This window comes from Streptomyces sp. NPDC053541, assembly GCF_044544705.1.
Classification (GTDB): Bacteria; Actinomycetota; Actinomycetes; order Streptomycetales; family Streptomycetaceae; genus Streptomyces.
This window is the reverse complement of record NZ_JBITXM010000002.1, coordinates 471,123-496,454: the sequence shown is the minus strand read 5'-3', so window position 1 is coordinate 496,454 and position 25,332 is coordinate 471,123. Positions and strand designations below refer to the sequence as shown.

At 73.5% G+C, this 25,332-nt stretch carries 18 protein-coding genes and 1 pseudogene; 6 read left to right on the top strand and 13 right to left on the bottom strand.

Annotated features, from left to right (window positions below; translation table 11 throughout):
• Positions 1-77: 77 nt before the first annotated feature.
• From serA to ACIGW2_RS06255, 6 genes are all read right to left on the bottom strand, one after another.
• Complete coding sequence (gene serA, locus ACIGW2_RS06280; protein WP_361579714.1) at positions 78-1,667, bottom strand: phosphoglycerate dehydrogenase; 1,590 nt, start codon at positions 1,665-1,667, stop codon at positions 78-80.
• Positions 1,668-1,902: 235 nt separating this feature from the next.
• The gene (ilvC, locus tag ACIGW2_RS06275; protein WP_361579712.1) at positions 1,903-2,904 is read right to left on the bottom strand and encodes a ketol-acid reductoisomerase; all 1,002 of its coding nucleotides are present in this window, start codon (positions 2,902-2,904) and stop codon (positions 1,903-1,905) included.
• Between the two features lie 128 nt (positions 2,905-3,032).
• Positions 3,033-3,560, bottom strand: coding sequence for an acetolactate synthase small subunit (gene ilvN, locus ACIGW2_RS06270; protein ID WP_128978596.1), 528 nt, complete (start codon positions 3,558-3,560; stop codon positions 3,033-3,035).
• A 36-nt stretch (positions 3,561-3,596) separates the two neighbouring features.
• The gene (locus ACIGW2_RS06265; RefSeq protein ID WP_391652629.1) at positions 3,597-5,450 is read right to left on the bottom strand and encodes an acetolactate synthase large subunit; all 1,854 of its coding nucleotides are present in this window, start codon (positions 5,448-5,450) and stop codon (positions 3,597-3,599) included.
• 239 nt (positions 5,451-5,689) lie between these two features.
• Complete coding sequence (locus tag ACIGW2_RS06260) at positions 5,690-8,704, bottom strand: putative bifunctional diguanylate cyclase/phosphodiesterase (protein ID WP_399841705.1); 3,015 nt, start codon at positions 8,702-8,704, stop codon at positions 5,690-5,692.
• Positions 8,705-9,338: 634 nt separating this feature from the next.
• Positions 9,339-10,301 carry a 2-hydroxyacid dehydrogenase gene (locus ACIGW2_RS06255; RefSeq protein WP_399841433.1) on the bottom strand — a complete coding sequence of 321 codons (963 nt, stop codon included), beginning with the start codon at positions 10,299-10,301 and terminating at the stop codon, positions 9,339-9,341.
• 74 nt (positions 10,302-10,375) lie between these two features.
• Here ACIGW2_RS06255 and ACIGW2_RS06250 point away from each other — a divergent pair, with 74 nt between their 5' ends.
• The 3 genes from ACIGW2_RS06250 (at position 10,376) to ACIGW2_RS06240 (ending at position 13,274) form a co-directional block, all read left to right on the top strand.
• A complete protein-coding gene (locus ACIGW2_RS06250) occupies positions 10,376-11,383 on the top strand; it encodes an aldo/keto reductase (protein ID WP_391652628.1) in 1,008 nt (335 codons plus the stop codon).
• A gap of 504 nt (positions 11,384-11,887) precedes the next feature.
• Entirely contained in the window at positions 11,888-13,030 is a 1,143-nt protein-coding gene (locus tag ACIGW2_RS06245; RefSeq protein ID WP_399841431.1) for a PQQ-dependent sugar dehydrogenase, read from the top strand.
• Positions 13,031-13,055: 25 nt separating this feature from the next.
• On the top strand, positions 13,056-13,274 hold the full coding sequence (locus tag ACIGW2_RS06240; protein ID WP_391652626.1) for a DUF6191 domain-containing protein: 219 nt from the start codon (positions 13,056-13,058) through the stop codon (positions 13,272-13,274).
• A gap of 3 nt (positions 13,275-13,277) precedes the next feature.
• Here ACIGW2_RS06240 and ACIGW2_RS06235 read toward each other — a convergent pair whose 3' ends face one another.
• From ACIGW2_RS06235 to ACIGW2_RS06205, 7 genes and pseudogenes are all read right to left on the bottom strand, one after another.
• A complete protein-coding gene (locus ACIGW2_RS06235) occupies positions 13,278-16,337 on the bottom strand; it encodes an AAA family ATPase (RefSeq protein ID WP_399841429.1) in 3,060 nt (1,019 codons plus the stop codon).
• A gap of 8 nt (positions 16,338-16,345) precedes the next feature.
• A complete protein-coding gene (locus ACIGW2_RS06230) occupies positions 16,346-16,507 on the bottom strand; it encodes a hypothetical protein (protein WP_356068200.1) in 162 nt (53 codons plus the stop codon).
• 250 nt (positions 16,508-16,757) lie between these two features.
• Entirely contained in the window at positions 16,758-17,327 is a 570-nt protein-coding gene (locus tag ACIGW2_RS06225) for a GNAT family N-acetyltransferase (RefSeq protein WP_391652624.1), read from the bottom strand.
• The gene (locus ACIGW2_RS06220) at positions 17,305-19,623 is read right to left on the bottom strand and encodes an MMPL family transporter (RefSeq protein ID WP_391652623.1); all 2,319 of its coding nucleotides are present in this window, start codon (positions 19,621-19,623) and stop codon (positions 17,305-17,307) included. The genes ACIGW2_RS06225 and ACIGW2_RS06220 overlap by 23 nt, the downstream gene beginning before the upstream one ends.
• Positions 19,624-19,813: 190 nt before the next feature.
• Positions 19,814-21,928: pseudogene (locus ACIGW2_RS06215) on the bottom strand (phosphocholine-specific phospholipase C).
• 121 nt (positions 21,929-22,049) lie between these two features.
• Positions 22,050-22,649, bottom strand: a complete 600-nt coding sequence (locus tag ACIGW2_RS06210; RefSeq protein WP_399841423.1) for a hypothetical protein — start codon at positions 22,647-22,649, stop codon at positions 22,050-22,052.
• Between the two features lie 381 nt (positions 22,650-23,030).
• Positions 23,031-23,486, bottom strand: a complete 456-nt coding sequence (locus ACIGW2_RS06205) for an ATP-binding protein (protein ID WP_399841420.1) — start codon at positions 23,484-23,486, stop codon at positions 23,031-23,033.
• Between the two features lie 113 nt (positions 23,487-23,599).
• Here ACIGW2_RS06205 and ACIGW2_RS06200 point away from each other — a divergent pair, with 113 nt between their 5' ends.
• The 3 genes from ACIGW2_RS06200 (at position 23,600) to ACIGW2_RS06190 (ending at position 25,315) form a co-directional block, all read left to right on the top strand.
• A complete protein-coding gene (locus tag ACIGW2_RS06200; protein ID WP_399841418.1) occupies positions 23,600-24,427 on the top strand; it encodes a Scr1 family TA system antitoxin-like transcriptional regulator in 828 nt (275 codons plus the stop codon).
• Positions 24,424-24,666, top strand: a complete 243-nt coding sequence (locus ACIGW2_RS06195) for a DUF397 domain-containing protein (RefSeq protein WP_399841415.1) — start codon at positions 24,424-24,426, stop codon at positions 24,664-24,666. Before ACIGW2_RS06200 ends, ACIGW2_RS06195 begins: the two co-directional genes overlap by 4 nt.
• Before the next feature lie 106 nt (positions 24,667-24,772).
• Positions 24,773-25,315 (top strand): RICIN domain-containing protein, encoded by a 543-nt coding sequence (locus ACIGW2_RS06190; RefSeq protein WP_356068187.1) that lies wholly within the window; start codon positions 24,773-24,775, stop codon positions 25,313-25,315.
• The last annotated feature ends 17 nt before the right edge of the window (positions 25,316-25,332 follow it).

Below are 25,332 nucleotides of genomic sequence, written 5' to 3'. Positions count from 1 at the left end.
CAGCACTGTACCCGGCCGCTAGACGCTCGTGTAAGACGAATGTCTAGCGGCCGGGTACGGGACGCGCGAGGGTGGGATCAGACCAGGTTGACCGAGCGGGCCGAGGCCGCGCCGATCTCCTCGGCGATCTCCGCGAGCACGGCCGCCGGGACCGTCTCGTCGACGGTGAGCACGACGAGCGCCTCGCCGCCCTCCACCGTGCGGGAGACCTGCATGCCCGCGATGTTCAGACCGGCCTCGCCGAGGATCCGGCCGACCGTGCCGACGACGCCGGGGCGGTCCTCGTAGCGCAGCACCACCATGTGGTCGGCGAGCGCCAGGTCCACGTCGTAGTCGCCGACCGCGACGATCTTCTGCAGGTGCTTCGGGCCCGCGAGCGTGCCGGAGACCGAGACCTCCTGGCCGCCGGCCAGGGTGCCGCGCACGGTGACCATGTTGCGGTGGTCGGGCGACTCGGAGCTGGTGGTCAGGCGCACCTCGACACCGCGCTCCTGCGCGAAGAGCGGGGCGTTGACGTAGGACACGGTCTCGTCGACCACGTCCTCGAACACGCCCTTGAGCGCGGAGAGTTCGAGCACCTTCACGTCGTGCTGGGTGATCTCCCCGTAGACCTCCACGTCGAGCCGGGAGGCGACCTCGCCGGCCAGCGCGGTGAAGATCCGGCCGAGCTTCTCGGCCAGCGGCAGACCCGGCTTCACGTCCTCGGCGATGACACCGCCCTGGACGTTGACCGCGTCCGGGACCAGCTCGCCGGCGAGCGCCAGGCGCACCGACTTGGCGACCGCGATGCCCGCCTTCTCCTGGGCCTCGTCCGTGGAGGCGCCGAGGTGCGGGGTGCAGACGACCTGGTCGAGCTCGAAGAGCGGGGAGTCCGTGCAGGGCTCCTTCGCGTACACGTCGAGGCCCGCGCCGGCGACCCGGCCCTCCTTGATGGCCGAGTAGAGCGCGGCCTCGTCCACGATCCCGCCGCGCGCGGCGTTCACGATCCGCACGGAGGGCTTGACCTTGTGCAGCGCCTCGTCGCCGATGAGACCGAGGGTCTCGGGGGTCTTGGGCAGGTGGACGGTGATGAAGTCGGCGACCTCCAGGAGCTCGTCCAGGGCCAGCAGCTTCACCCCCATCTGCGCGGCGCGGGCCGGCTGCACGTAGGGGTCGTACGCGACGATCTTCATGCCGAAGGCGGACATGCGCTGGGCGACCAGGACGCCGATGCGACCGAGGCCGACGACACCGAGGGTCTTCTCGCTGAGCTCGACGCCGGTGTACTTCGAGCGCTTCCACTCGCCGTTCTTCAGCGCGGTGTTGGCCTGCGGGATGTTGCGCGCGGTGGCGACGAGCAGACCGCAGGCGAGCTCGGCGGCGGTGACGATGTTGGAGGTCGGGGCGTTCACGACCATCACGCCGGCCTTGGTGGCGGCGGAGACGTCCACGTTGTCCAGGCCGACGCCGGCGCGGGCGACCACGCGCAGCTTCTTGGCGGCGGCGATGGCCTCCGCGTCGACCTTGGTCGCGGAGCGGATCAGGATCGCGTCGACGTCGGCGATCGCGGGCAGCAGCTCGGCGCGGTCGGCGCCGTTGCACTGGCGGATCTCGAAGTCCGGTCCCAGGGCGTCGACGGTGGCGGGCGACAGCTCTTCAGCGATGAGTACGACGGGTTTCGAGCTCACGTGAGTCCTCACAAAGGCAGTGCGGACGGCCGTCCCGACGGCCGCAGCGGTGGAGGGGGCTTGCCGCGTGAAAGCGCACGACGCTGTGGGCCAGACGCGATGTTGTTGAGCAGTGTAGTGGTGGCTTGGCGTCGCTCATACGCCTCGTTGGCAGGATCACCCGTCCGTGGTTGGACGGGGTGTCCAAGGATGTGGCGCGGGGCCGGACAGGTCGTCCGGCCCCGCGCCGGGAGGCTTACGCCTCCTCGTCGTTCACCCAGCTCATGAGCTTGCGCAGCTCCTTGCCGGTGGTCTCCAGGAGGTGCTGCTCGTCCTGGGTCTTGTACTCGTTGTACTTCTTCAGACCGCCGTGGTACTCGTCCATCCAGTTCTTGGCGAAGGTGCCGTCCTGGATCTCCGCGAGGACCTTCTTCATCTCCGCCTTGGTGTCGGCGGTGATGACGCGCGGGCCGGTGATGTAGTCGCCCCACTCGGCGGTCTCGGAGACCGACCAGCGCATCTTCTCCAGGCCGCCCTCGTACATGAGGTCGACGATCAGCTTCAGCTCGTGGAGGCACTCGAAGTAGGCGATCTCCGGCTGGTAGCCGGCCTCGACCAGGGTCTCGAAGCCCGCCTTGACCAGGGCGCTGGCGCCACCGCACAGCACGGCCTGCTCGCCGAAGAGGTCGGTCTCGGTCTCCTCGGTGAAGGTGGTCTTGATGACACCGGCGCGGGTGCCGCCGATGGCCTTGGCGTACGACAGGGCCAGGGCGAAGGCGTTGCCGGTGGCGTCCTGCTCGACGGCGGCGATCGCGGGGACGCCGCGGCCCTCCTCGTACTGGCGGCGGACCAGGTGGCCCGGGCCCTTCGGGGCGACCAGGGCGACGTCGACGCCGGCCGGGGGCTTGATGAAGCCGAAGCGCACGTTGAAGCCGTGGGCGAAGAAGAGGGCGTCGCCGTCGTTCAGGTGCGGGGCGATGGACTCCTCGTAGACCTTGGCCTGGATCGGGTCCGGGATCAGGATCATGATGACGTCGGCCTCGGCCGCCGCCTCGGCGGGCGTGACCACGCGCAGGCCCTGCTCCTCGGCCTTGGCCTTGGACTTGGAGCCCTCGTGCAGACCGACGCGGACGTCGACGCCCGAGTCCCGCAGCGACAGCGCGTGGGCGTGGCCCTGGCTGCCGTAGCCGATCACCGCGACCTTGCGGCCCTGGATGATGGACAGGTCGGCGTCGGAGTCGTAGAACAGCTCGGCCACTGGGAAATCTCCTTGAGGTGCTGGTGTTGCGTCCCACCGTACGGCGGGGTGCGTGGGATGAGTTTTCGGGTCTCGCCAGGCGGACCGCCGGTCGGACCGGCGGTCGCGCCGCGGGGTCGTGCGGTGTATCAGGCGCTGCGGTCGAGGGCGCGCAGCGAGCGGTCCGTGATGGACCGGGCCCCACGCCCTATGGCGATCGTGCCGGACTGGACGAGCTCCTTGATGCCGAACTGCTCCAGCATCTTGAGCATCGCCTCCAGCTTGTCACTCGAACCGGTGGCCTCGATGGTGACCGCCTCGGGCGAGACGTCCACGGTCTTGGCTCGGAACAGCTGGACGATCTCGACGATCTGGGAGCGGGTCTCGTTGTCGGCGCGGACCTTCACCAGGACGAGCTCGCGCTGGATCGCGGCGCTGGGCTCGAGTTCGACGATCTTCAGGACGTTGACCAGCTTGTTGAGCTGCTTGGTCACCTGCTCCAGGGGCAGGTCCTCGACACTCACGACGATGGTGATGCGGGAGATGTCGGGGTGTTCGGTGACACCGACCGCGAGGGAGTCGATGTTGAATCCGCGGCGGGAGAACAGGGCGGCGATCCGGGCGAGGATGCCGGGCGTGTTCTCGACCAGGACGGAGAGCGTGTGCTTCGTGGACATGGTGTGGGTCTCCTGTTCGCGCTTTCGCTCTTCGCCTCAGTCGTCTTCGCCGTCGCCGAAGTCGGGGCGGACGCCCCGGGCGGCCATGACCTCGTCGTTCGAGGTGCCGGCGGCGACCATCGGCCAGACCTGGGCGTCCTCGTGGACGATGAAGTCGATGACGACCGGGCGGTCGTCGATGGCGTTGGCCTCTTCGATGACCTTGTCGAGGTCGGCCGGGTCCTCGCAGCGCAGGGCGACGCAGCCCATGGCCTCGGCGAGCTTCACGAAGTCCGGGACGCGGGTGCCCTTGGCCTCCGGGTTGACGTCCTCCGGGCCGGAGTGCAGGACCGTGTTGGAGTAGCGCTGGTTGTAGAACAGGGTCTGCCACTGGCGGACCATGCCGAGGGCGCCGTTGTTGATGATGGCGACCTTGATCGGGATGTTGTTCAGCGCGCAGGTGACCAGTTCCTGGTTGGTCATCTGGAAGCAGCCGTCGCCGTCGACCGCCCAGACCGTGCGGTCCGGCATGCCGGCCTTGGCGCCCATGGCGGCCGGGACGGCGTAGCCCATGGTTCCGGCGCCGCCGGAGTTGAGCCAGGTGGCGGGCTGCTCGTAGTCGATGAAGTGGGCGGCCCACATCTGGTGCTGGCCGACGCCGGCGGCGAAGATCGTGCCCTCCGGGGCCAGCTGGCCGATCCGCTGGATGACCTGCTGCGGCGAGAGGCTGCCGTCCTCCGGCAGGTCGTAGCCGAGCGGGTAGGTCTCGCGCCAGCGGTTCAGATCCGTCCACCAGGCGCTGTAGTCGCCCTTGTTGCCCTCGCTGTGCTCGGCCTGGACGGCCTGGACCAGGTCGGCGATGACCTCGCGGGCGTCACCGACGATCGGGACGTCGGCGGTGCGGTTCTTGCCGATCTCGGCCGGGTCGATGTCGGCGTGGACGATCTTGGCGTACGGGGCGAAGCTGTCCAGCTTGCCGGTGACGCGGTCGTCGAAGCGGGCGCCGAGGGCGACGATCAGGTCGGCCTTCTGCAGCGCGGTGACGGCGGTGACCGAGCCGTGCATGCCCGGCATGCCGACGTGCAGCGGGTGGCTGTCGGGGAACGCGCCCAGGGCCATCAGGGTGGTGGTGACCGGGGCGCCGGTGAGCTCGGCGAGGACCTTCAGCTCGGCGGTGGCGCCGGACTTGATGACGCCGCCGCCGACGTACAGCACGGGCCGCTTGGCGGCGGTGATCAGCTTGGCGGCCTCGCGGATCTGCTTGGCGTGCGGCTTGGTGACCGGGCGGTAGCCGGGCAGGTCGGTCTGCGGCGGCCAGCTGAAGGTGGTCTTCGCCTGGAGGGCGTCCTTGGCGATGTCGACCAGGACCGGGCCGGGGCGGCCGGTGGAGGCGATGTGGAAGGCCTCGGCGATGGTCCGCGGGATGTCCTCGGCCCTGGTGACGAGGAAGTTGTGCTTGGTGATCGGCATCGTGATGCCGCAGATGTCCGCCTCCTGGAAGGCGTCGGTGCCGATCGCCTTGGAGGCGACCTGGCCGGTGATCGCGACCAGCGGGACGGAGTCCATGTGGGCGTCGGCGATCGGGGTGACCAGGTTGGTCGCGCCGGGGCCCGAGGTCGCCATGCAGACGCCGACCTTGCCGGTGGCCTGCGCGTAGCCGGTGGCGGCGTGGCCCGCGCCCTGCTCGTGGCGGACCAGGATGTGCCGCACCCGCTTCGAGTCCATCATCGGGTCGTAGGCCGGGAGGATCGCGCCGCCCGGGATGCCGAAGACGGTGTCGGCGCCCACTTCCTCGAGAGAGCGGATGAGGGACTGCGCACCCGTGACGTGCTCGACGGTGGTGGCGGGCTGTGCGCCGCTACGGGTCCGCGGCTGCGGATGGTGCCCGGTGGCCTGCTCGGTCATCAGCATTCTCTTCTCGAAGCAGAGGGTTTTGGCGAAGCGTTGTGCGAGGTGTTCTACGGCGGTTTGGGCCGGTTTTGCATGGTTCCAGTGCAACAAAAAACCCCTCGTGCCGATAGGCAAGCGAGGGGAGCGCGTCGGGTGCGTTTCAGGCGGGCCTTCTTCGGCCCGTCTCAGCCGACGCGCTGTCCAAGTACGAGAATTCGGGTGCGCATGGCACTGACCCTCCCCCCGACGCCAGGTCACTGTCAAGTGGGTGGGACGGGCGTCTCATCATGTGAGCGGGCGGGGGGTCGGTTTCCGGCACTCACCGGGACCGGCCCGGGCAGCGGATACTCGTCCCTGACCAGGGCCCGGCGCAGCCGGTACTCGTCCAGCGGGCCGGAGAAGGCCATGCCCTGGCCGTGGGTGCAGCCCATGGAGCGCAGCGCGAGCACCTGCTCGGGCATGTCCACGCCGTCGGCCACGGACTGCATGCCGAGGTCGCCGGCGATGCGCAGCAGCCCGCTGGTGATCTTGCGCAGTCTGGCCGATTCCACGATGCCCTCGACCAGGCCGCGGTCCAGCTTCAGTATGTCGACCGGAAGCCTCCGCAGGGCGTTGATCGCCGCATGTCCGCTGCCGAATCCGTCAAGAGCGATCCGGACGCCCAGCCGGCGCAGGGCCGCCAGGCGCTGCTCCAGCTCGTCGAAGGAGACCCGGGGGTCCCGGGGGTCGCTGCCGGTGAGTTCGACGATCAGCGAGCCGGAGGGCAGCCCGTGCCGGGTGAGCAATGACTCGACGGAGCCGAGCGGCAGCGAGCGGTCGAGCAGCCGGCGGGCGGAGAGCCGGACGGTGACGGGCGCGCGGTGCCCGAGGCCGGCCCGCTCGGCGGCCTGCTCGACGGCCTCCTCCAGGAGCCAGCGGCCGAGCTCGGCGGTGCGCTCGCCGTCCTCGGTGACCCGCAGGAACTCGGCCGGGGTGAAGAGGATGCCCTGGGCGGAGCGCCACCGGGCCTGGGCGGCGACGGCGGCGATCCGGCCGGTGTTCAGGTCGACCACGGGCTGGTGCAGCAGCGCGAACTCGCCGTCGGTCAGCGCGGTGCGCAGCCGGGCGGCGAGCTCGGTGCGGCGCACCACCTCGGCCTGCATCTGCGGGGCGTAGAGCTCGACCCGGTCCTTGCCGCCGGCCTTGGCCCGGTACATGGCGAGGTCGGCGTTGCGCAGCAGGTCGCCCGCGCTGATGCCGGGCTCGGCGAAGGCGACGCCGATCGAGGCGGCGACCCGTACCTCGCCGCCGTCCACGCGGTACGGCTGGGAGAGGGTGAGCCGCAGCCGGTCGGCGATCTCGGCGACCCGCTGCTCGCGCTCGGCCCGGTCGCGGCCGCCGTCGCCGAGGATGAGCGCGGCGAACTCGTCGCCGCCGAGCCGGGCGGCGGTGTCCCCGGCCCGTACGGAGTCCTGGAGGCGGCGGGCGGCCTGGACGAGGAGTTCGTCGCCGGCCTGGTGGCCGAGCCGGTCGTTCACCGCCTTGAAGCCGTCGAGGTCGATGAAGAGCACGGCGGTGCCGGGGTCGGTGGCGCGCCGGCCGCTCAGCGCGCCGCGCACCCGCTCGGTGAACAGCGCCCGGTTGGGCAGGTCGGTGAGCGGGTCGTGCTCGGCGTTGTGCCGCAGCTGGGCCTGGAGCCGGACCCGCTCGGTGACGTCCCGGCTGTTGAAGATCAGTCCGCCCTGGTGCCGGTTGACGGTGGACTCGACGTTGAGCCAGTCGCCGCGGCCGGAGCGGAAGCGGCACTCGATGCGGGTGGTGGGCTCCTCGGAGGGCGGGGCGGCCAGGAAGCGGCGCACCTCGTGGACGACGGCGCCGAGGTCCTCGGGGTGGATGAGGGAGGCCAGCTCGGAGCCGACCAGCTCCTCGGCCTCGCGCCCGTACACCCCGGCGGCGGCCGGGCTCACGTAGCGCAGTATGCCGGTGGGGGCGGCGATCATGATGACGTCGCTCGAGCCCTGCACCAGGGACCTGAAGTGGTTCTCCTTCTGGGCCAGTTCGTGGGTGAGGGCGATGTTGTCGAGCAGCATGATGCCCTGCCGGACGACCAGCGCGAGCACGACGGTGCACCCGGTGAGGACGACCACGCGGTCGACGCTGCGGCCCTCGACGACGTTGTAGAGGATGCTCAGGGTGCAGACGGCGGCGGCGAGGTACGGGGTGAGGGCGGCGAGCGAGCCGGCGAGCGGGCGGCTGTGCGGCTGGCGGGCCCGGGCGGCGGGGCCCGGCTCCGCGGGCCGGCGGGCGCCCCAGGGCGCGTAGGCGAGCAGCAGCGAGCCGGCGAACCAGCCGGCGTCGAGCAGCTGTCCGGAGCTGTAGTGCTCGCGCAGCAGCGGCGAGGTGAACAGCGCGTCGCACAGCACGGTGAGGGCGAGCGCGGCGATGGCGGTGTGCACGGCCGAGCGGTTGACGTGGGAGCGCCGGAAGTGCAGGGCGAGCACCATGCTGACGAGCACGATGTCGAGCAGCGGGTACGCGAGGGAGAGCGCCGCCCGGGCGACGCTCTCGCCCGGCACGTACGCGGTGTGCGCGAGCGCCAGGCTCCAGGAGAGGGTGAGCAGCGAGCCGCCGATCAGCCAGGAGTCGAGCCCGAGGCAGACCCAGCCGGCCCGGGTGACGGGCTTCTTGGCGAGCACGAGCAGGCCGACGATGGCGGGCGGGGCGAACAGCAGGAAGCAGAGGTCCGCGGCGGAGGGGCTGGGCACGTCCCGGCGCAGCACGACCTCGTACCACCCCCAGACCGCGTTGCCCGCGGCGGCCATGAAGGACGAGAAGGCGAAGAGGTACCAGGCGGGGCGGAAGCTGCGGCGGTGGCCGCGGGCGTAGCGGAAGCAGGAGAGGGCGGCGGCGAGCGCGGCGGCGCTGAGTCCGAAGTCGCCCATGATCAGGGCGAGTTCCTCCGAGCCCCAGCCGAGCGCGGCGCCGGTGGCGTAGCCGCCGCAGATCAGGCCGAGGCCGATCTGCGCGAGCAGCCCGCCCGCGCCGGGCCCGGGCCGCCGCCCCGGTCCGCGGCCGGGCGCGGGCGCGGGCGCGCCGGTGCCGCGCCCGGCGGGCGCCGTCCTGGCGACGGCGGGCGCGGGTCCGGCGAGCGCCCCGGCGCTCACGGGCTCCTCCGGGTTCTCACCGGGATGCGGCTGCGCCGGCTGCCCGGCGAGGGGGTCGTCGGGGCCTCCGGTCCGCGGCCCGGCGTGGCCGCCGCAGCCGCCGGCCGGCTCGGTGTGGTCCGCGCAGCGCATCCCGGCCGCGCGGGGCGCGGGCACGGCGACGGCACCGTTTCCGGCGCCGGTGCCGGGCCCCGGGCCGGGAGCACCCGTCGGCTGGATGTCACGGGCGTCCGAAGCCGGTCCCACGGCGCGGACGGGCTGGTCGGGTACCGCTCCGGCCGTCGGCTGGACGCCAAGGGCGTCCGAAGCCGGTCCCACGGCACGGGCGGGCTGGTCCGGCACCGCCCCGGCCGTCGGCTGGACACCAAGGGCGTCCGAAGCCCGTCCCACGGCGCGGACGGGCTGGTCCGGCACAGCTCCGGCCGTCGGCTGGATGTCGCGGGCGTCCGAAGCCGGTCCCACGGCGCGGACGGGCTGGTCGGGTACCGCTCCGGGCGGTGGGGCGGCTGTGGGGCGTGGGGTGGGCGGCGGTGGCGCCGTCGCGTCGGATCGTCGGTCGCTCGGCCGTGCTCCACCCGTCGCCCCCCTCGGAATCTGATGTCCCGTCACTTCGCTCCCCAGCGTCTGCCCGTTCTCGACGCAGTCCCCCGCTCCGGGACCATACACCAGGATCGTCACTCAGGGACAGGGGTGGAGTACTCTCCGTGACGAACAGGGGGCTCGCGAGGAGCGCGTTCGGGGGGCGCACGCCCCCCGGAGCGGCGGCTCAGGTGGTGAGGACCGTGTTGACCAGCTCCTCGCCCGCCGCGAACCGGCTCACCTGGGCCGCGATCAGGCGCTTGGCGCGCGGCATGAACGCCGACGTGGAGCCGCCCACATGGGGGCTCACGAGCACACCGGGAGCGTGCCACAGCGGGTGTCCGGCCGGCAGCGGTTCCGGGTCGGTGACATCGAGTGCCGCGCGGATCCGCCCGCTCTCGACCTCCTTGAGGAGCGCGGCGGTGTCCACGACGGGGCCGCGCGCCACGTTGACGAGCAGGGCGCCGTCCTTCATCCGGGCGAGGAAGTCCGCGCCGGCCAGCTGCCGGGTCTCCGGGGTGAGCGGGGTGGACAGCACCACCACGTCCGCCCGGGGCAGTTCGGCGGCCAGCTCGGTCAACGGCAGCACCGGTCCGCGCGCGGTGGTGCGCGCGGAGCGCGCGACGCGGGTGATCCGCGCGCACTCGAAGGGCACGAGCCGGTCCTCGATGGCGGCGCCGATCGATCCGTAGCCGACGATCAGCACCGACTTGTCGGCGAGCGCCGGGTAGAAGCCGGACCGCCACTCCTCGGCGTCCTGGCCGCGCACGAAGCCGGGGATGTCGCGCAGCGAGGCGAGGATCAGGGCGAGGGTGAGCTCGGCGGTGCTGGCCTCGTGCACGCCCCGGGCGTTGCACAGCCGCACGCCGGGCCGCAGCAGGCCGAGGCCGGGGGTGACGTGGTCGACGCCGGCGGACAGCGTCTGCACGACCCGCAGCGCGCCCATCCCGGCGAGCGGGCGGACCGCGATCTCCTCGCCCTTCATGTAGGGCACGACGTAGAAGGCGCAGCGGGCGGGATCGGCCGGAAAGTCCGGTCCGCCGTCCCAGAAGCGGTAGTTCAGGCCCGACGCGCCCGGCGCGGGCAGCCCTTCGATCTCGTCCGCGGGAATCGGAAGCCACACGTCAGCGGCGGTGTCATCGAGTGTCATGACCGGGAGGCTATGCGAAGAATCCCGTGCTCCATTGGTTACTTTGGGGGCTGCACAGGGAGGGGTAGCGGCAGGTGGAGCGCAGGACGATCGGGGCGGCGGCGCTCGGGGTGGGTGCGGTGGGCCTGGGGTGCATGCCGATGAACTGGGCGTACAGCTCCTCCCAGCAGCGGGGCGACCGCTCGCTGCGCACGGTGCACGCGGCCCTGGACGCCGGGGTGACGCTGCTCGACACCGCCGACATGTACGGGCCGTTCACCAACGAGCTGCTGCTCGGGCGGGTGTTGAAGGAGCGCCGGGCGGAGGCCTTCGTGTCGACGAAGTGCGGTCTGCTGGTGGGCGACGGGCACGTCGTGGCCAACGGGCGCCCCGGCTATGTGCGCCGGGCCTGCGACGCCTCGCTGCGGCGGCTGCAGACCGATGTGATCGACCTCTACCAGCTGCACCGGGCCGATCCCGAGGTGCCGGTGGAGGAGACCTGGGGCGCGATGGCCGATCTGGTGCGGGCGGGGAAGGTGCGGGCGCTCGGGCTGTGCGCGGTCGGTGCCCGGACCCGCCCCTCGCGGCGCTCGGCGGGCGGCGGCGCCCATGAGGGAACGATCCGGCAGCTGGAGCGGATCCAGCAGGTGTTCCCGGTGAGCGCGGTCGAGGCGGAGCTGTCGGTGTGGTCCCCGGAGGCGCTCGACCGGCTGCTGCCCTGGTGCGCGGCCAGGGGCGTGGGCTTCCTGGCGGCGATGCCGCTGGGCAGCGGTTTCCTCACCGGCACGCTGACGCCCGGCGGCGGATTCGAGGAGGACGACCCGCGGGCCCGGCACCCCCGCTTCACGGCCGAGATGATGGCCGCCAACCAGCCGCTGGTGGCCGGCCTGCGCCGGGTCGCGGCCCGGCACGGCGCCGGCGTCACCCCGGCCCAGGTCGCGCTGGCCTGGGTGCTCGCCCAGGGCCCGCACGTGATCCCGATCCCGGGCGCGAAGCGGGAGCGCTGGGCGGTGGAGAACGCGGCGGCGGCCGGCCTGGTCCTGGAGCCGGCCGACCTGACGGAGATCGCGGCACTTCCGGCGCCCCGCGGGTCCTGGGACTAGGGGGTGTCTTGTCGATCAGGCCGGACCTGGGGGCACCTCCCGTGCCCGGAGGGCTACAGGGGAGAGCGGCGTCCGGTGCATGGGGTCTCCCCAGGCCCGTCAGGGCCGAGGGTTGGGGTCTCCCCGGGCCCGCCAGGGCCCAGGGGAAGGACCGCAAGGCGGAGGTGGGGGGGGCACCTCCCCGGCCGCCAGGCCGAGGGGGCGGAGACGACGCTGCCATGGCGACCGACGACAACGCGGCGTGGGGACACTTCCCGCGCCCGCAGGGCCACGGGGGCGTGCTGGGGGCACTCCCCCAGGCTCCGCCGGGGCACCCCCACCCAGGCGAAGCTCTGGGGGAGCCACGAGCCAGGCGAAACCTTCCGGACAGGGCCCAGGGGTGTCCGCCCCTGGGCGGCCGGACGGGCCCCGAGCGTCTCCGGGCCCGGGGCGGGTCGGCGGTGTATCAAGGAAGGAGCCGCCGGAGCGGCCGTCGGGAGGCGGTCGCGGGAAGGGGTGCGCCGGATGCGCCGAGGCCGTGTCGTCAGCAGGACCGTCCGCAGCGGGACCGGAGCGGGGCGGGCGCTCGCGGGCGGGGCGGTGGCGCTGCTCCTGCTCGCCGGGTGCGCCGGCGCCCCCGCCGGGGCCCCGTCCGGCACGCCGTCCGCGCCCGCGACGAGCGGGTCCCGGGCCCCGGCCCCCGTACGGGTCGCGGGCACGCTCACCGAGGGCCTGAAGTCGCCGTGGGGGCTGGCCGAGCTGCCCGGTGGGGACCTGCTGGTGTCGTCACGGGACGAGCGGACGGTCACCCGGGTCGACGCGCGGTCCGGGCGGCAGACCCCGCTCGGCGAGGTGCCGGGGGTCCGGCCGGAGGGCGAGGGCGGGCTGCTCGGCCTGGCCGTGCGGGACGGCTGGGTGTACGCGTACCTGACCGCCGCCTCCGACAACCGGATCGTCCGGATGCGCTACGGCGGCGGGGCGGGCGACCGGCTCGGGGCGCCGGAACCGGTGCTCACCGGGATTCCCAAGGGCTTCGTCCACAACGGCGGGCGGATCGCCTTCGGCCCGGACGGCATGCTCTGGGCGGGGACCGGCGAGACCGGGCGGACCGGCCTGGCGCAGGACCGCGGCTCGCTCGGCGGGAAGATCCTGCGGATGACCCCGGAGGGCCGCCCGGCGCCCGGCAACCCCTTCCCGGACTCGCTCGTCTACTCGTACGGGCACCGCAACGTGCAGGGGCTCGCCTGGGACGCGGACGGGCGCCTGTGGGCCTCGGAGTTCGGCCAGGACACCTGGGACGAGCTCAATCTGGTCCGGCCGGGCCGGAACTACGGCTGGCCGGTGGTCGAAGGGGCCGCGCACCGCTCCGGGTACACCGACCCGGTGGCCCAGTGGCGGACGGCGGACGCCTCGCCGAGCGGGATCGCGTACGCCCGGGGCGCGATCTGGACGGCCGGGCTGCGCGGCGAGCGCCTGTGGCGGATCCCGCTCTCCGGAGGGGAACGGTCCGGGGAGCCCGAGGCGTTCCTCAGGGGTGAGTACGGGCGGCTGCGCACGGTCCTGGCGACCGCGGGCGGTGCCCGGCTCTGGCTCGTGACGAGCGAGACCGACACCCGGGGCACCCCGGGGCCCGGCGACGACCGGATCCTCCGGCTGGAGCTCGGCTGACATCCCCGAGAGGGAGGCGGAGCACGTGTTCAACCTGATGGAAGAGCTGTTCGCGCCGGGCCGCAAGCACACGGACGACGAGCGCCGGCGGCTCGCGCTGACCCGGGAGGACCTGGGCGAGGGCGATCCGCACAAGGGGCCGATAGACCTGTCCTCGGGGAAGGTGACGATACGGCTGCCCGGCCCGGCGCCGGAGGCGCCGGAGGCCCCCGACGCGCCGGAGGCTCCGGACGGGGCCTCCTGAGGGTCAGGCCGGGGAGCCGTCGAGCAGCCGCAGCCGGTGGGCCAGGGCGGCCGCCTCGCCGCGGCCCGCGACGCCGAGCTTGGCGAGGATGTTCGAGACGTGGACGCTCGCCGTCTTCGGCGAGATGAACAGCTCCTCGGCGATCTGGCGGTTGGTGCGGCCCGCCGCGACCAGGCGCAGCACGTCCTGTTCGCGCGGGGTGAGCCCGAAGGCGTCGTCCTCCGGCTCGGGGCGCGCCGGGGTGTCGGGGGCGGCGTCGAGCGGGGCGAGCCGGGCGCGGGCGGCGAGGAGTTCGACGTCCTCGCGCAGCGGGTGCGCCCCGAGGCGTACGGCGGTGGCGTGGGCGGCCCGGAGCAGGGCGGCGGCCTCCTCGCGCCGGCCGCCCTCGGCCAGCAGCGCGTCCGCGTGCCGGTGCCGGACCCGGGCGAGCTCGTAGGGCCGCTCCAGGGCCTCGAAGGCGGCGGCGGCCTCGGCCCAGCGCTCGGCGGTGGCGCGGCCCTCGGCGCGGGCCAGCTCGGCGGAGACGGCGAGCGAGTGGGCCTGCCATACGGGCGCGGGGGTGGCCAGGGCGCGCACGCAGCGGCGTACGGCGTCGAGGGCGGCCGGGCGGCCGTCGGCGGCGGCCGGGAGGCCGCGGGCGTCGGCCTCGGCGGTGACGGCGGCGAGGACGAGCGGCCAGCCGTAGCGGTGGGTGCCGGGCGGGAAGCCGGTGTCCGCGGCGGCGGCGAACTGTTCGCGCACCTCGGCGAGGTGTCCCGCGGCGGCGGCGACGGCCGTCGCGGCCTGGGCCATGGGCAGGGTGTACTGCGGGATCGGGTCGCGGGTGCCGTAGCGCACGCGGGCCTCGGCGAGGTGCCCGGCGGCGGTGTCCGGTTCGCCGCGGGCGGTGGCGAGGTGGGCGAGCTGGAGCAGGGCGGTGCCGCAGGTCTTGCTGTTGCTCACGCCGGAGCCGAGCAGCCGCTCGGCCTCCTCCTTGCAGCGGTCCCACGCGCCGAGCGAGAGCAGCGACTCGGCGAGGTTGGCGCGGATCCAGCCGGTGGCCTCGACGAGGCCGCGGGAGCGGGCCAGTTCGATGCCGGCGGTGGCGATGTCCACGGCCTCGCGGGAGCGGCCGAGTGCCTCCAGGGAGGAGGAGAGGTTCACATGGGCGCGGGCGGCCTCGTGGAACTGCCCGAGGGCGAGGGTCCGTTCCCGGGCCTCGTGCATCGCGGCGAGCCCTCCCTCGGGGTCGCCGGCCGAGACCATGAGGGTGCCGAGGGTGATCCGGGCGTTGAGCTCGATCGGCTCGGCCTCGACGAACCGGGCGTACTCGACGGCGCGTTCGGCGGCGGCGAGGGCCTCGGGGCCGGGGTTGCGGAGCATGCCCCAGCCGGCCGCGCCGACCAGGACAGTGGCGTGGACGGCGGACGGCGGGAGGCCCTTGACGAGTTCCTGGGCGCGGGCGATCTCGGGCCAGCCGTCGCCCTTGCCGAGGTTGGACTGGAGGCGGGCCATCTCGGTCCAGAACCAGGCGGCGCGCAGCGGGTCGTGCTCGTCGCCGTCGAGGATCCGCAGGGCGGTGCGGCAGATCTTGGCGGCCCGCTCCCGCTCGCCGCTGAGCCGGGCGGCGACGGCGGCCTCGGCGAGCAGGTCGAGGTGGCGCAGCGGGGTCTCGGGGTCGCAGCCGCAGGCGGGGTAGGACTCGGCGTAGTCGATGGGGCGCAGGGCGGCGCGGACCTCGTCGGGGACCTCGTCCCACAGCTCCATGGCCCGTTCGAGGAGCCGGAGTTGTTCGGCGTAGGCGTAGCGCTTGCGGGTCTCGACGGAGGCGCGGAGCACGGCGGGCAGGGCGCGGGCGGCGTCGCGGGCGTGGTACCAGTACGTGGCGAGCCGGGTGGCGCGCACGTCGGCCCGGACGAGGGCGGGCCGCTCCTCCAGGGTCTCGGCGTAGCGCCGGTGCAGCCGGGAGCGTTCGCCGGGCAGCAGGTCGTCGCTGACGGCCTCGCGGACCAGGGAGTGGCGGAAGCGGTAGCCCTCGCCGTCGGGGGCGGCGAGCAGGATGTTGGCGCCGACGGCGGCGCGCAGGGCCTCGATGAGGGTGTCCTCGGGGAGCCCGGCGACGGCGGCGAGCAGGTCGTACTCGACGGTGGAGCCGCCTTCGGCGACGATCCGGACGACCCGCTGGGCGGCCTCGGGCAGCGCCTCGACGCGGACCAGGAGGAGGTCGCGCAGGGAGTCGCTGAGGCTGCCGGCGGCGCAGCCGGACTCGTGGGAGGCGACGAGCTCCTCGACGAAGAAGGCGTTGCCCTCGGAGCGGGCGAAGACCTCGTCGAGGAGGGCGGGTTCGGGTTCGGCGGCGAGGATGCCGGTGAGCTGGCGGTGCACCTCGGCGCGGGTGAAGCGGGCGAGTTCGACGCGGCGGACGGAGCGCAGCCGGTCGAGTTCGGCGAGCAGCGGGCGCAGCGGGTGGCGGCGGTGGATGTCGTCGGCGCGGTAGGTGGCGACGACGGTGATCCGGCCGCGGGCGAGGGTGCGGAAGAGGTAGGCGAGCAGGTGCCGGGTGGAGGCGTCGGCCCAGTGCAGGTCCTCCAGGACGAGGACGACGGTGCGGTCGGCGGCGAGGCCTTCCAGGAGCCGTACGGTGAGTTCGAAGAGGCGGGCGGTGGCCTCCTCGGCGGCGGGTTCGTGGCCGGTGGGGTCGCCGAGTTCGGGCAGCATGCGGGCGAGTTCGCCCTCCTGGCCGGCGGCGGCCGCGGCGAAGGGCTCGGGCAGTTCGCGGCGGAGCGCGCGCAGGGCGGTGGAGAAGGGGGCGAAGGGCAGTCCGTCGGCGCCGATCTCGACGCAGCCGCCGAGGGCGACGACGGCGCCGGCGGCGCGGGCGCGGGTGGTGAACTCCTCGACGAGCCGGGTCTTGCCGACGCCGGCCTCGCCGCCGAGGAGCAGGGCCTGGGGCTCTCCCGCGCCCGCGCGGGAGAGCGCCTCGGTGAGGGCGGTGAGTTCGCCGGCCCGGCCGACGAAGACGGGGCTGACTGACCTGGTCTCCACGGCGCCGAGCATCGCACAGGCGTCCTTGTCCGCACCCATACGGGGGGTCACGCGGCCCGGACGAAGCGGTGCGGCTGCGGGCTCACCCGCCCTTCGGGTTCCCGGCGTCCGGTGCGGGCGGCCGCGCGGGCCTCGCGGGCGAGGCGGTGGGCGGCGGCCTCCCGGACCAGCTCGGCGTGGCGGGCCTGGTGGAGTTCGTACGCGATCATGGTGTGCTCCCTGGGGCCGCGGGACCTCGGGTCCCGGTGTCGGCATCGGTGTCGGTGTCGCTTTCCGCGATGCCTCCACTGTCGTGTCCCAGGGGGTGCGCCCACATCGGGCGGGTGCCGCATCTGTGGACCGCCGGGGGCCTTAGGCGTACGCCGGGGTGCCTTAGGCGTACGGCGGCATGCCTTACGCGTACGGCGGGCCCGGCCTCAGGCGTACGGCGGCCCGGCCTCGGGCGCGGGCGGGGGGGCGTCAGGAGGCGCGGGTGGCTTCCTTCGCGGCGCGCCACTCCGGGGCGAGCACGGACCAGATCTCGGTGCTGTTGCGCCGGCCGCGGTAGGGGTAGTCCTCGCGGAGCGTGCCCTCCTTGGTCATGCCGAGGCGGCGGGCGACGGCGATGCTGGGCGTGTTCAGCGGGGAGACCTGCCATTCGACGCGGTGGATGCCGCGCCGTTCGACCGCCCAGTCGATGACGGCCCGGCAGGCCCGGGTGACCAGGCCCCGGCCCGCGTATCCGGGCTCGATCCAGCAGCCGGCCTCGGCCGTCCCGTTCGCCGCGTCGAAGTGCACGAAGAGGACGCCGCCGACGAGGAGGCCGTCGACCCGGATGCCGTAGAGGTAGCCGGCGTCGCGGGCGGCCTTGTCGGCGTAGCGGGTGAGGTGGGCGCGGGCGGAGTCGAGGTCGGTGACGATGTCCGGCAGGCCGACGTGGGCGCCGATGAACTCGCGGCCGCGGTCGATGTGGGCGAGGAACTCCTCGGCCTGCCAGGGGGCGAGCGGGGTCAGCTCGGCTCCGTCGTCACCCAGTGGTATCGCGAACATCCTCGGGTCCCTCCGCCTTCGCCTCGGTCGTCAGCACGCGCTGGGCCGGTATCCGCGCGGGATCCCCGGCCTGCCGGGTCTCCCCCGGCTCCCCGGCGGCCACGGCCGCCAGGGTCTCGGTGGCGATCTTCGCACGGGTGTCGGCGGCCACGCGGCACTCGGGCGGCTCGATGCTGATCCGCGGCATCCGGCGGTCCAGCCAGCGGGGCAGCCACCAGTTGGCGCCGCCGAGCAGGTGCATGAGGGCGGGGACGAGGAGGGTGCGCAGGACGAAGGCGTCGAGGGCGACGGCGGCGGCGAGTCCGATGCCGAACATCGCGATGACCCGGTCGCCGGAGAGCACGAAGGCGAGGAAGACGGAGATCATGATGACCGCCGCCGAGTTGATCACCCGGCTGGTCTCGGCGAGGCCGACCCGGACCGCCCGCCGGTTGTCGCCGGTCTCCAGCCACTCCTCGTACATCCGGCTGACCAGGAAGACCTGGTAGTCCATGGAGAGGCCGAAGAGCACCGAGACCATGATCACGGGCAGGAAGGGTTCGATCGGGCCGGCGCTGCCCAGGCCGAGCAGCTCGCTCCCCCAGCCCCACTGGAAGATCGCGACGACCACGCCGAAGGCGCCGGCGACGGCCATGACGTTCATCAGGGCGGCCTTGAGCGGGATGCCGATCGACCGGAAGGCGAGGAGCAGCAGCACGCAGCCGAGGGCGATCACGACGCCGACGAAGAGCGGCAGCTTGCCGACGATGATCTCGGCGAAGTCGTCGAAGGAGGCGGTGACGCCGCCGACGTGCACCTGGAGCGAGCTGCCGTCCTCGGCGGCCGGCAGCACGTCGTCCCGGAGCCGGTCGACCAGCTCGCTGGTGGCCTTGGACTGCGGCGAGGAGTCGGGCACGACGGTGAGGACGGCGGTGTCGCCGGGTCCGTTGTACGTGATCGGGGAGACCGACTCGACGCCCTGGGTGTGCGCGAGGCGGGCAGGCAGCGCGTCGAGGGCGACCCGGTCGTCGGCGCCGTCGAGCTCGGCGACGAGGGTGAGCGGGCCGTTCGCGCCCGGGCCGAAGCCCTCGGCGATCAGGTCGTAGGCCTTGCGGGTGGTGGTCGCTGCCGGGTTGTTGCCCTGGTCGGAGCTGCCGAGGTGGAGCGAGAGGGTGGGCAGGGCGAGCAGCGCCATGACGACGGCGGCGACCGCGCCGAGCAGCTTGGGGTGCCGCTCGACGAAGGCGGACCAGCGGGCGGCGAAGCCGGTGGGCAGCTCGGGCTGCGGGCCGTGCTCGGCGAGCTGCCGGCGTTCCTTGCGGCTGAGCGCGCGCATGCCGATGAGGGAGAGCAGCGCGGGCAGCAGGGTGACCGAGGCGGCGACGGTGAGGACGACGGTGAGCGAGGCGGCGATGGCCACGCCGTTGAGGAAGCCGAGCCGCAGGATGAGCATGCCGAGCAGGGCGATGCAGACGGTGGCGCCGGCGAAGACCACGGCCCGGCCGGTGGTGGCGACGGCCGTGCGGGCGGCCTCGTCCACGGACAGGCCGCGTTTGAGGCCCTTGCGGTGCCGGGTCACGATGAACAGCGCGTAGTCGATGCCGACGCCGAGGCCGATGAGCAGGCCCAGCATGGGCGCGAAGTCGGCGACGGTCATCAGGTGCCCGAGGAGGACGATCCCGGAGTAGGCGATGCCGACGCCGACGAGGGCGGTCGCGATGGGGAGCAGGGCGGCGGCGACGGTGCCGAAGGCGAGGAAGAGGACGACGGCGGCGACGGCCACGCCGACGGCCTCGGCGGTGTGGCCGCCGGGGGCGACGGTGGCGCCGACGGCGGCCCCGCCGAGCTCGACCCGTACGTCGTCGGTGGCGGCGGCCCGGGCGGTGTCGACGAGGGCCTGGGCCTGGGCCTCGGGGATGTCGTCGGCCTGGGCCTCGAAGGTGACGGCGGCGTAGGCGGTGCGCCCGTCCTCACTGATCTGGCCGGGGGCGGAGCCGTAGGGGGAGGTGACGGAGGCGATGCCGGGGAGGTCCTCGACCCGGTCGAGCATGGCGGACATCCGCTGCTCGACGTCGGCGGCGCGGACGCTGCCGTGCTCGGTGTGCCAGACGATGGTGTCGCTGTCACCGCCGGCGCCGTGGAAGCCGCGGTCCAGGAGGGCGGTGGCCCGGCCGGACTCGGTGCCGGGCACCTCGTAGTCGTTGGAGTAGGCGCTGCCGGCGAGCGCCGCTCCGGTGACGGCGCCGCCGAGGGCGACGAGCCAGAGCAGAACGGCGACGAGGCGGTGCTTCACGCACCACCGGGCGATGGCTGCCAACGAAGGTTCTCCCCTGGGTGGATCAGTGCTCCGCCCACTGTTACAGCCAATAGTGATCGTTTGCCCGTTTCGTGGCGATCCTCACAGGGGTGTCGGAGGGACATAAGGAACCGCCGCCTCCGGCCCCTCACCGCCCCGTATCCGGCTCCTCACCTCCCCGTATCCGGCCCCTCACCGCCCTCCGCCCGGCTCAGCCGGAGACGCTCGGGCGCCCGTTCTCGATGTGGCCCATCAGCCGGCGCCGGAAGCCGTCGGGGCCGGTGACCTCCAGGTCGTACCAGCCGTGGGCGTCGGCGGCGGAGTGCACGACGCTGCGCGCCCGCCCGGGCTTCACGGTGACCGTGCGGCGCCAGTCGGCGAGGTCGTCGGCGTCCACGTAGGCCAGCGGGCGGACGGTGAAGGTGACCGGCACCGGAGAGTCGTTGCGCAGGGTGAGGTGCAGGTCGCGGTCGTGGTGGTCGACGCGCGAGGTGAGCTGGGCGCGCCCGGCCGCGGGGCCCTCGAACTCGCGGCGGAAGCCGTTCGGGCCGGTGATCGTGAAGCGGTAGCGGTCCCCCGCGAGCGGGACCGTCCAGCGCGCCTCGCCGCGGACGTCCCGGTGCTGCGGGACGGCGAACTCGCCCGCGTACGGGTAGAGCGCGAAGTGCGCGCTCGCCCGGCCGGTGTTGCGCAGGGCGACGGTGACGAGCCCGTCGCCCACCGTGGCGGAGGCGTCCGGCTGGTACGGCAGCGGGCGGGCCGGCCGCACGCCGGGCTCCTGCACCGGCATCGACTGAACCGCCGGCGGCTGGGGGCGCCAGCGCCCGGAGAACGGCGGGATCGGGGCGGGCGCCTCGACGGGCGGCTGCGAGCGGGCGTGACGGAAGTCGAAGGCGGAGGTGAGGTCGCCGGTGACGGCCCGGCGCCAGGGGGTGATCTGGGGCTCCTCGACGCCGGTCAGGCGCTCCAGGAAGCGGATCACGGAGGTGTGGTCGAAGGTCTCGGAGCAGACGTAGCCGCCGACCGACCAGGGCGAGATCACCAGGAGCGGGACCCGGATGCCGAGGCCGGTGGGCAGCCCCTGCCAGCGCTCGGCCGCGCCGGCCGGGTCGTCGGCGCCGGGGACCGGCGGCGGCACGTGGTCGAAGAAGCCGTCGTTCTCGTCGTAGTTGATCAGGACGACGGTGTGCCGCCACACGTCCGGGTGCGCGCCGAGGGCGTCGAGCACCTGGTAGACGAGGGAGGCGGAGGCGATCGGCGAGGAGGCGCCGGGGTGCTCGGAGTCGGCGGCCGAGGGCACCAGGTAGGACACCTCGGGCAGGGTGCCGGCGGCGACGTCGGCGCGGAAGGCGGCGGCCAGGGTGCCGGTCTCCACCCGGCGCAGCCCGCGCTCGAAGAGGGAGCGCTCGGCGGCGGTGAGCCCGGCGACGCCCTCTTCCAGGAGGCCGAGCAGCCTGGCCCGCTCGGCGGGGTCGGCGGTGTCGCGGACGGCCGCGTAGAAGGACTCCATGAAGGTGTGCGCCGGGGTGCCGGCGCCGCCGGTGCGGGCCAGCGCCTTGCGGGCGATCTTCTTGAAGGTGGTGAAGAACTCGATGTTGTTGTCGGTGAAGTTCTCCCACTCGGTGTACGTCTTCCAGCTCCGCCCGGCGGCTTCGAGCCGTTCGGCTTAGGTGGGCCAGGTGTAGCCGGGGTGGGTGGCCTCGGCGTAGGCGGCGTTGGTGACGGCGCGGCGGCCGTCGGCCTCGTAGCCGGTCCAGCCGGACCACAGGTGGTTGCGGTTGGGGCTGGTGGAGGTGTGGATGGAGGAGTGGTAGGCGTCGCAGATGGTGAAGGTGTCGGCGAGCTCGTAGTGCAGCGGCAGGTCCTGCCGGTCGTAGTGGGCCATGGTGGCGGCGGTCTTGGCCGTCACCCAGCCGTCCATCCAGCCGCCGTGCCAGGCCTTGGCGCCACCGCCCCAGGAGTGGTCGAGGTCGCCGATGTACTGGAGGTCCTTCCGCTGGGCCTCGGCGGCGCCGCGCACCGGGAAGGGCAGCACGGTCCGGCCGTCCGCCGCGGGCTGCTCGAAGACCGGCCGGCCGGAGGGCAGCTCGATGGCGTTGCGGTCGGCGAAGCCGCGCACGCCGCGCAGGGTGCCGAAGTAGTGGTCGAAGGACCGGTTCTCCTGCATGAGGATCACCACGTGCCGCACCGCGCCGAGCCCGCCGGCCGGCGGCCCCGCGGCCAGCGCCTGCTGGAGCGACGGCGGCAGCAGGGACCCGGCGGCGGCCACGCCGAGCGCGCCCCCGCCCAGTGCGAGCAGCCTCCTGCGCGAAATCTCCGGTGCCACGCCCCGACCTCCTCATCGACGGCCCCGTGGTTCGCCTTCGAGCCACGGGGGTGGTTCGGCGGGGACGCTAATGAGACGGGGTGACGCGGAGAAGGCCCGGCGGGAGCGCGGTGGTGAAGTGTCAGGTCCGGGTCGGGGTGACGCAGTGTCCGGGCCCGTCGGGGAGGGCCCGCGCCCGGTCGTACGGGTCGACGAGGGCCCCCTCGGCCGCCTGGGCCGCCTTCCAGCGCCCCTCGGCGAAGAGCGGGTGGAGGGTTCCGTCCTTCGGCGCCGAGCAGTCGTGGTTGGCGACCTCGCTCGCGTAGGCGTCCAGGACGAGCTTGCCGTCCCTCGCCGTGAGGGTCATCCGGCGCCGTACGACGACCCGGGCCACCTCGTCGACGCCCGGCAGCACCTCGTGGCCCTCCCCGGCCCGCACCAGCGGGTGGACGAAGGTGTAGTCGGCGTCCACCACCAGCTCGCCCGCCGGCGAGACCTTGTAGGTCATGGTGCCCTTGACCCGGACGCCCGTCTCGTGCGGATAGGCCTCCTCGGGGTCGAAGCGGGTGACCATGTCCTGTCGTACGGCGGCGTCGACGCCGCGCGGGTCGAGCAGGGCGAGCGCCGCCGTGGGCGCCTCGCCGGCGAGCGTGCCGTCGGAGACGTTCGTCTCGGACAGCAGGGTCTTCACGTCTTCCAGGACGGCGGTCACGTCCTTCGCGGTGAACTTCCCGGAGGGCACAGCCGGGGGGGAGGTGGATCCCGTCGGCCCCTTCCGCCCAGGGGGACGCGGGCGAGTTCCGGAACGGCATGCGGACGGAGTACGGCCACGCCGCGGGCCAGCTCGGCTCGTGGAGCGTCTGCGGGCTGTACGGCTCGTACGGCGGCCGCTCCCCCGTCACGTCGGCCAGCCAGAAGCCGAACCCGCCGAGGACCAGCACACCGGCGCCGGCCCCGAGCGCGATCTTGCGGCGCCGCACCGCACGGTCGCGCCGCAGCGCCTCCTCACGACCCGGATCGTTCGCCTGCGAGCGCAGCCGGGCGACGTAGTCCGTGGCTTCCACCAGTGTTCCCCTTTCCCCACCCCCGCTCCGCCGGGCGCGACGGAGCGGAGCGGAGCCTCTCACAGGGCCGCGGGGTCCGGCATCGCGGGGCCCTTGAGACGGACGCCCTGGAGGTGGCGGTCCGCCGGGGCGGTGAACTCGCACCAGACGATCTTGCCGGGGTTCCGCTCCCCCACGCCCCAGCGGTCTGCGAGGGCGGCGACCAGGAGGAGGCCGCGGCCCGGCTCGTCCGAGGGCTCGCGGACGGCGGGGGTGCCGGCACCGCTGTCGTGGACCTCGACGCGGAGGGGGCCGGGGTGGTCCAGGAAGAGCTGGAGGCGGTAGCCGCGGCCGGGCGGGACTCCGTGGAGGAGGGCGTTGGTGGCGAGCTCGCTCACGCACACCAGTACGTCCTCCGCGCGGGCGTCCAGGCCCCAGTCGGCCAGCGCCGTGCGGGCGAAGGCGCGGGCGAGGGGGACGGAGCGGCGCTCGCGGCGGTAGAAGGCCTCGCGGAACAGCGGGAGTTGGGCGTTCATGGGGTTCACGGTGGCGCCTCGCGCCCCACGCGCCCCAGGACGCGGGCCCGTACAAATTCTTTGTACGGGTCGGGAACGCGTCGCGTACGTACGGGACGGGGAAGGCACCGCTCATGCAGCGCGGTACGAACTCCAGGAAGAAGGTCCCCTCATGGGAAGTGGTCGGCGCCCTGGTGGCGCTCTACCGGAAACAAGCGGGCCTGACACAGCCCCAGTTGGCCACGCAGGCGTGCGTGGCGCTGGAGACGCTCGGCTCGATCGAGCAGGGGCGGCGGGCGCTGCGGCTGGGGCTCGCGGGTGAGCTGGACTCGCTCCTGAGCACGGGCGGCGCGCTCGCGGTGGCGGTCGAGAAGGCACCGAAGAAGGAGCGATACCCGGCGTTCGCACAGGAGTTCATCGAGCTGGAGGCGCAGGCGCTCAGCATCTGCTCGTACCAGAACGGGGTGGTGCCCGGTCTGCTCCAGACCGCCGAATACGCCCGCGCGGTCTTCGACTGCCTGTATCCGCCGATCACCCCGCAGGAGGCCGAGGAGCGGATGCTCGACCGGCTGGACCGCCAGCGGATCTTCGAGCAGACGCCCTGGCCGCCGATGATGTCCTTCCTCCTGGACGAGTCCGTCCTGGAGAAGCCGATCGGCGGACGGGAGGTGCTGCGGGGGCAGATCCTCCACCTGCGCGAGATGGCCGAACTCCCCTTCCTCACCCTTCAGATCATCCCGAAGGCACGGACCACGCACGCGGGGCTCAACGGTCCCATGGTGCTCATCGAAACCCGCGACCACGAGCACGTCGCCTACATCGAGGGGCAGCGGGTGAGCTTCCTCATCGACGACCCCGACGAGGTCGGCATCCTCCAGGCCAAGTATGGAATGCTGCGGTCACAGGCCCTGACGCCCGAGGACACCATGGGCCTGCTGGAACGTCTGGCAGGAGTGACATGAGCGCAGCAGCACTTTCGTGGTTCAAGTCCAGCTACAGCGGCGACGAGGGCGGCGACTGCGTCGAAGTCGCCTACGACTGGCGCAAGTCCAGCTACAGCGGCAGCGAGGGCGGCAACTGCGTCGAGGTGGCCGCCCACCCCGCCGCCGTCCACCTCCGGGACTCCAAGCTCGGCGAGACCAGCCCGGTCCTCACCGTCTCCCCCGCCGCCTGGAGCGCCTTCGTCGGCACAACGACCTGAGACCACAGGACACTTGATCGAAAACGGGGTGTCGGGCTCGCCCGTGCGTGCCATCATGCCGTCGACCGCCGGTCACCGACCGCGCACGACACGGAATGCAGAGGCCATGTCCTTCATCTCGCCCCGCCGCGTCCGCCGCGGCCTGCTCGTCCTCGCAGCCTCCCTCGGGCTGCTCTTCGGCGTCACGGCGACGCCGGCGCAGGCCGCGCACGTCTCCGACTTCACCTACACCCTCAGCCCGAAGCACGCCCCCGGCAAGTGCCTGGAGGTCGCCGACTGGCGGAGGGACGCCGGAGCTCCGGTCCGCCTGTGGGACTGCACCGGCGGGGCCAACCAGAAGTGGATGAAGTTCTACGAGAACGACCCCATGAAGGACACCGGCGTCGTGTGGTGGGTGAACCTCAACAGCGGCATGTGTCTGGAGATCGCCGACTGGCGCACCGACAACGGCGCGCCCGCCCGCCAGTGGGACTGCCACTGGGGCGCCAACCAGCAGTGGACCGGCAACTACACGATCTCCGCGCCCTTCGACTACGCCCCGGGCAAGTGCCTGGAGATCGCCGACTGGCGCACCGACAACGGCGCCCCGGCCCGCCTGTGGGACTGCCACTACGGCGCCAACCAGCAGTGGAGCCCCTGGCGGGTCTGACCCCCTCGTACGGCTCA